Raw genomic sequence first — 6,696 nt, 5'->3', positions numbered from 1 at the left:
GGCTGGATCGGTACCGCCCCCCGAGCCGCAGTTCCTTGACCTGCCGCGCGAGACCGGCAACCTGCCGCACCAACAGACCCGACAGGCCGAAGGACAGCCAGATCGTGAGCAATGCAAAGACACCTGTGCCTGCCATCAGGGCATTGATGACTTCCTTGAAATGCTTTTCGTAAATACTGAAGTTGTAAACGCGGTACAGCCGCGCCGCGCCGAGCGGCTCGATCGCGACGTGGATCTCCCGTCCGTCAATGATGATTTCGTGCGTGCCGGCAGGCAGACTCCCGATCGTCACCGGCAGCGTAATGGTCCGGCTGTCCGCGCCCGAAACATAGCCATTCATTCGGACATCGAAGGCGGCAGCAGGGACGGGTTGGCTTCGTAACTCTTGAGCACATTCGTCATGTCGTCATGGATGAGTGCCGTGATCAGCCGCTCTTCCTGTGCCTCGGCCAGTGTCCTCACGCCGAGCGCCTGGGCGACCAGCAACGCGATGGTCAGCACCGAGAAGAAAAGCGCGACCTTGAAGCGCAGGCTATTTCGCATCTTGATCAGGTGCAACGAGCCGGTAGCCGACGCCATGGATGGTCTCGACAAGGTCGGCCTCGCCCTGCTCGCTGAGCGCCCTGCGCAGGGTGTAGATGTGCGTGCGCAGTGTGTCGCTGTCGGGCAGCTCCTCACCCCAGACTTCAGATTCAAGCTCGGCGCGAGTGAACATGCGCGCAGGCGACTGCAGCAGGATGCGCAGCAACTGAAGACATTTTGGGGAAGCTTGACCGGATGCCCGGCCCGTTCGACGGTCATCGTCGACAGATCCAGTCTTACGTCGGCGAATAGAAGATCCATGGTGGCGACCTGCCCGCGATAGCGCTTGATCAGGGGCCCAAGACGTGCACCGACTCCTTCAGCGAGAACGGCTTGACCAGATAGTCATCGGCACCGTGCACGAAGCCCTCCAGCTTGTCGTCCAGTGCGTCCCTGGCCGTGAGCATCAGCACCGGTGTGTCCCGCCGCGCCTCTTCGCGCAACCTGCGGCAGAGCGTGAGTCCGTCCATGCCGGGCAGCGCCAGATCGAGCAGGATGGCGTCCCACGAGTCGGCGATCGCCATCCGCAGTCCTGCCTTGCCATTGGAAGCAATGTCGACCTCATAGCCGTTACCTTCGAGATAGTCGTAGAGGTTCGCTGCGATCGCGGAATCGTCTTCGACAATAAGAACCTTCATGGACTTGCGTTCGTCACGTCTCGGCTGGAAGAGAGCTTGATGCTACCGCAGACTGCGTGTACTGGAGTCGGGAAAGCCGGATAGACGATGGGCACATCCCTATTGTGGCAGCGCTGGGGCATCCGTGGCCTGTGGTTCATCAGTGTAACGAGCGGACTGGCGCGGCCGGATGACATCGCATCTGGTCAGTCTTCTGCATCACGCCCACAAAGTTAACTTGTAGATATCGCTACATAAACGTAGCATTGTCTACATGAATACGTTGATGACCTGGTCCGTCCTTGTCCTGACGCTACCCACCGGGAATGCGACAGCCCGCATGCGCTTCTGGCGCGCCCTGAAGGGGAAAGGCTGCGCGGTGTTGCGCGACGGCATCTATCTGCTTCCTTACAGTCCTGAAGGGGAAAACATGCTGCGCGAGCTGGTCGCGGCGATCGGCGAGAGCGGTGGCGCAGCGCACCTTCTGCGCGCCCCCAGTCTCGATGCTTCGCAGGACGCGGAATTCCGCGGACTCTTCGACCTGGCCGATGAGTACGATGGCTTCATCCGGACACTGGCCGAAGCGCGCAAGACCGTGTCCGGGCAGTCCGCCACCGAACTGACGAAACTGCAGCGACGCCTGCGCAAGGACTACGAGACCATTGTCGCGATCGACTTCTTCCCTGGGGAAGCGACTACGCGCGCGAGGTGGCGTGGCAGGATTTCGTGGCCCACGTCGATACGGTGCTCTCGCCTGGCGAGCCCCACTCGCGGACCGCGCAATCCGCCTGCTGTCCGTCCTGGACTACCAGGGGCGCACGTGGGCAACCCGCCGACGGCTGTGGGTGGATCGCGTGGCAAGCGCCTGGCTGATCCGCCGGTTTATCGACGTGCAGGCCCGCTTCGTCTGGCTGCCCTCGCCGGACGATTGCCCGAAGGACGCGCTCGGCTTCGATTTCGACGGCGCGGTCTTCACGCATGTGGGAGAACGTGTGACGTTCGAAGTGCTGCTGGCGAGCTTCGGACTCGAAGGTGATCCGGCGCTCATGCGGCTTAGCTCAATGGTGCATGCGCTCGACGTGGGCGGCACGCCGGTGCCGGCCATCGGCTTCGAAGCGATCATTGCGGGCACGCGCGAGCGTGCAGCTGACGACGACCAGTTGCTCAGTGACATGAGTCCCGTCCTCGACTCGATGTACACACACTTCGCCGCGGTCGAAAAAGCGCGCGACACGGGAAAACGTTCATGAGCACAACCACCGCACACGCGCCCGGATACAGCCTGGGCCAGATGGCGCTCTACATGCTCAAACTCGGCACGATCGGATTCGGTGGCCCGGTCGCGCTGGTCGGCTACATGCGCCGCGATCTGGTCGAACAGCGTGGCTGGATTACCGAGGGAGACTATCGCGAAGGGCTGGCCCTCGCGCAGATGATGCCGGGCCCGCTTGCGGCGCAACTCGGCATCTATCTCGGCTTCGTGCACTACCGGCTGCTGGGCGCGACCATCGCCGGTCTCGCCTTCGTGCTGCCGTCGTTCCTGATGGTGGTGGTGCTGGGCTGGGCCTACGCGCATTTCGGCGGACTGTCGTGGATGCAGGCCGTTTTCTACGGCGTCGGCGCGGCGGTCGTCGGCATCATTGCGATGAGCGCATACAAGCTCACGACGAAGACGCTCGGAAAGGACCGGCTGCTCTGGGCGGTCTTCCTGATCCTCGCGGCAGTGACCGTCGTGACCGAGTCTGAAATCGCCTGGCTTTTTATCGCCGGTGGCATCGTCAACTGGCTACGCCGCGCGCCGCCTCAATGGCTGGGCAAAGGCGGGATCAACGCGCTGGCCGCGACACAGGCACCGGCCCTTGCCGGGCCGCTGAGCGGTCTGGACCTTCCGCTGCTCGGTCAGATTGCGCTTTTCTTCACGAAGGCGGGCGCGTTCGTGTTCGGCTCAGGCCTCGCGATCGTGCCTTTCCTCTACGGCGGTGTCGTGACGGAACACCACTGGCTGAACGAGAAACAGTTTGTCGATGCGGTGGCCGTTGCGATGATCACGCCGGGGCCGGTCGTCATTACCGTGGGCTTCATTGGGTATCTCGTCGCCGGGCTGGCTGGCGCCTGCATCGCTGCCCTAGGGACGTTCATCCCGTGCTACCTGTTCACGGTGCTGCCTGCGCCGTACTTCAAGAAATATGGGCGGCTCCCCGCCGTCAAGGCGTTTGTCGACGGCATTACCGCCGCAGCCGTGGGGGCGATTACCGGCTCGGTCATTGTGATCGCAAAGCGCTCGGTCATCGACTGGCCGACCGCGCTCATCGCGCTCGCGACCGCGTTGCTGCTCTGGCGTGTGAAGAAGCTTCCGGAACCCGCAATCGTGGTTGCCGCGGCCCTGACGGGTCGCCCTCTATCCGCTTGTCCATCTGCACGCCCATTAATCGGGTGCGTTCACGAAAACTGTGAGGATTGCAAATGAAGACACGTCGCACGTTTCTGCATGATTCCGCCACAGTGGGGCAGGCATGATGCTGGCCCAGGCGCAGCTGGTTCACGCGGCTAGTGCGTCGGGCTTTACCGACAGACTGGTCAACGCGGACGGCAACTACGCGGCGGCACCGCTGCCGTTTGCGTACGATGCGCTCGAACCGGTAATCGACGCCCACACGGTGGAACTCCACTACAACTTCCATCACAAGCCCGCCGCCGCTGCGGCGAACAAGGCGGAAGAAGGCTTGGCCCGGGCACGGGAAACCGGCGACTTTGCGCTGGTGAAATTCCACGAGAAAGAACTGGCGTTCCAGCTTTCCAGCCATATCCTGCATACGATCTACTGGACGAGCATTTCTGGCAAGGTTGGTGAGCCGGGAGGCGAGCTTGCGTATTCCGGCGAACGTGATCACGCATTTCGGCGGATCGTGATCATGGATTCCGAATGATCGTGATCACCCGTTTCGGTTGATCGTGATCGCTGATCACAGGTTTCCGAAACGCGTGATCACGATGCCGGAATGAGCGATCACGGGACCGAAACGGGTGATCACGTAACCGGAACGTAATCCGGGTTTGAGTCTGGCGGTGGCGTTGCGCATGTATTCACCGACGGCGTTAGCCTGCTCCCTTTTTTGCGGGAGAAGTGCCGATGCCGACACCTCGGATGAGCATGCGCAAATTGAAGGAAGTCCTGCGACTAAAGTGGGCGTGTGGCCTGACGCATCGGCAGATCAGCCGGGCTATCGGCATCAGCGTCGGTGCCGTCTCGAAGTTCGCGGCCCAAGCCAGCCAGGCGGGACTCGATTGGGCGGCAGCCGAAGCAATGTCCGACGACGAACTGGACGCGCGCCTGAGGCCTGCGGCAACCAATGCCGCGGCGACGACGACGCGACGCATCGAGCCCGACTACACGGCATTGCATCGCGAGCTGCGCCGCAAGGGCGTGACGCTGCAACTGCTGTGGGAAGAATACGCTGAAGCGAACCCCGGCCAGCGGACGTACCGCTACACGCAGTTCTGCCAGAAGTACAAGGACTGGGCGAAGTCGATCAAGCGCTCGATGCGTCAGCAGCACCGCGCCGGCGAGAAGCTGTTCGCGGACTTCGCGGGTCCCACCGTGCCGGTCCTGGCGAGCGATGGCGGCGTCGAGTTCGAGGCGCACGTGTTCGTTGCCGTGCTCGGCGCATCCAACTACACGTTCGCGTGCGCGACGCGCACCGAGACGATGGCGGACTGGATCGGCAGCCTGTGCGATGCGCTAGAGTTCATTGGCGGCGTGCCCGAGCTGCTCGTGCCCGACAACCCGAAGGCGCTGATCGCGCGACCCGACCGTTACGAACCCGGACTCGGCACGACCACGCAGGACTTCGTGAACCACTACGGCACCGCGATGCTGCCGGCGCGTCCGCGCAAACCGCAGGACAAGGCCAAGGTCGAAGTCGGCGTGCAGATCGTCGAGCGCTGGGTGCTGGCCCGACTGCGCCACTATCGCTTCTACAGTCTGGCTGAACTCAACAAGGCGATTGCAGAACTGATCGCCGACCTAAACCAGCGCCCGTTCAAGCGGCTCGAAGGCAACCGGCGTGAATGGTTCGAACGGCTGGACCAACCCGTCCTGCGCCCGTTGCCCGTGCGTCGCTACGAGATCGCCACCTTCCAGAAGTGCCGTGTGAACATCGATTACCACGTCGATGTCGGCGGCCACTATTACAGCGTCCCGCATAGCCTCGCACGGCAGGAGGTCTGGGCGCGTATCACACGCCACGGCGTAGAGATCCTGCATGGCGGCAAGCGTGTCGCTGCGCACGCTCGCTCGCGCCTCAAAGGCAAACACACGACCATCGCCGAACACATGCCGGCTGCGCATCGCGCGCACATGGAATGGACGCCTGGGCGCCTGCTCAACTGGGGCGCATCCGTCGGCCCGGCGCCGAGGCTGTCGTGCGGCATCTGCTGACCAACAAACCTCACCCCGAGATGGGCTATCGCGCCTGTCTCGGTCTTCTCTCGCTCGCGCGCAAGTACGGCAAACACCGCCTCGAGGCCGCATGCCAGCGTGCATTGAAGATCGGCTCGCCCACGCGTCGCTCCGTGCTGTCAATCCTGGAAGCGGGACTTGACCTGCAGCCCTCGCTCCCGACCACGCCCGCCGAATGGCGCTCGCCCGAGCACGAGAACGTGCGCGGCCCCGACTACTACCACTGACCCGAAGGAGGTCACGATGTTGATGCAGCACACCCTTACCCAGCTAAAGGCGCTCAAACTGGACGGCATGGCTCGCGCGTTCGAGGAGCAGTCAACGCTCACGGCAAGCACCAGCCTGTCATTCGAGGAACGCGTGGGCATGCTCGTAGATCGCGAGCTGGCCTGGCGTGATACGCGACGACTCGAACGTTTGCTGCGCGCCGCGAAGCTCAAGAACCCACAGGCCTGCGTCGAAGACATTGAATACCGGCAAACCCGTGGGCTGGACCAGCGCATCGTCGCCACGCTCGCCGGCTGCGACTGGGTGCGCAATGCTCAGAACCTGATCCTGACCGGCCCCACCGGCGCGGGCAAGACGTGGCTCGCTTGCGCGTTCGGCCAGCAGGCGTGCCGGCAGGGCTTCTCCGTGTTCTATGTGCGCGTCGCGCGGCTGTTCGAAGAGCTGAAAATCGCGCACGGCGACGGCAGCTTCACACGTCGGCTTGCGCAACTCGCGAAGATTGATGTGCTGATCCTCGACGATTGGGGCTTGCAGGATCTCGACCAGGCGGCGCGCAATGATCTGCTTGAGGTACTTGATGATCGTGTCGGTACGCGCTCGACTGTGATCACCAGCCAGTTGCCGCTCGAACACTGGCACGCGTGGCTGCAGGACCCCACGCTCGCCGATGCGATTCTCGATCGGCTCGTGCATCAGGCCCACAAGCTTCCGGTCAAGGGCGATTCGATGAGAAAGAAAACGAAATCCGAGTCCGCTGACGCCTGATCGTGATCACCGTCGCTATAATCCATTGACCGCGCAACACCACCT

At 62.9% G+C, this 6,696-nt stretch carries 2 protein-coding genes and 5 pseudogenes; 5 read left to right on the top strand and 2 right to left on the bottom strand.

Annotated elements, in window-relative coordinates; genetic code table 11:
• Both CFB34_RS34060 and CFB34_RS34055 read right to left on the bottom strand, forming a co-directional pair.
• Nucleotides 1–543, bottom strand: a pseudogene (locus CFB34_RS34060) (sensor histidine kinase); the annotation flags it as partial.
• A pseudogene (locus tag CFB34_RS34055) lies at nt 533–1,220 on the bottom strand (response regulator transcription factor). The pseudogenes CFB34_RS34060 and CFB34_RS34055, both read right to left, overlap by 11 nt.
• Before the next feature lie 253 nt (nt 1,221–1,473).
• Between CFB34_RS34055 and CFB34_RS34050 the strand changes: the two are divergent.
• The 5 genes and pseudogenes from CFB34_RS34050 to istB all read left to right on the top strand — a co-directional run bounded on the left by CFB34_RS34050 (nt 1,474) and on the right by istB (nt 6,651).
• Nucleotides 1,474–2,449: pseudogene (locus CFB34_RS34050) on the top strand (chromate resistance protein ChrB domain-containing protein).
• Nucleotides 2,446–3,628 (top strand): annotated as a pseudogene (locus tag CFB34_RS34045) (chromate transporter). Before CFB34_RS34050 ends, CFB34_RS34045 begins: the two co-directional pseudogenes overlap by 4 nt.
• Before the next feature lie 84 nt (nt 3,629–3,712).
• On the top strand, nt 3,713–4,126 hold the full coding sequence (locus CFB34_RS34040) for a hypothetical protein (RefSeq protein WP_278190124.1): 414 nt from the start codon (nt 3,713–3,715) through the stop codon (nt 4,124–4,126).
• A 203-nt stretch (nt 4,127–4,329) separates the two neighbouring features.
• Nucleotides 4,330–5,885 (top strand): annotated as a pseudogene (gene istA / locus CFB34_RS34035) (IS21-like element IS408 family transposase).
• Nucleotides 5,886–5,901: 16 nt separating this feature from the next.
• Nucleotides 5,902–6,651 carry an IS21-like element IS408 family helper ATPase IstB gene (istB, locus tag CFB34_RS34030; RefSeq protein ID WP_006397350.1) on the top strand — a complete coding sequence of 250 codons (750 nt, stop codon included), beginning with the start codon at nt 5,902–5,904 and terminating at the stop codon, nt 6,649–6,651.
• The last annotated feature ends 45 nt before the right edge of the window (nt 6,652–6,696 follow it).

Source organism: Burkholderia sp. HI4860, assembly GCF_002223045.2.
In the GTDB taxonomy this organism is placed as follows: Bacteria; Pseudomonadota; Gammaproteobacteria; order Burkholderiales; family Burkholderiaceae; genus Burkholderia.
This window is presented reverse-complemented; position numbering and strand designations above follow the sequence as displayed.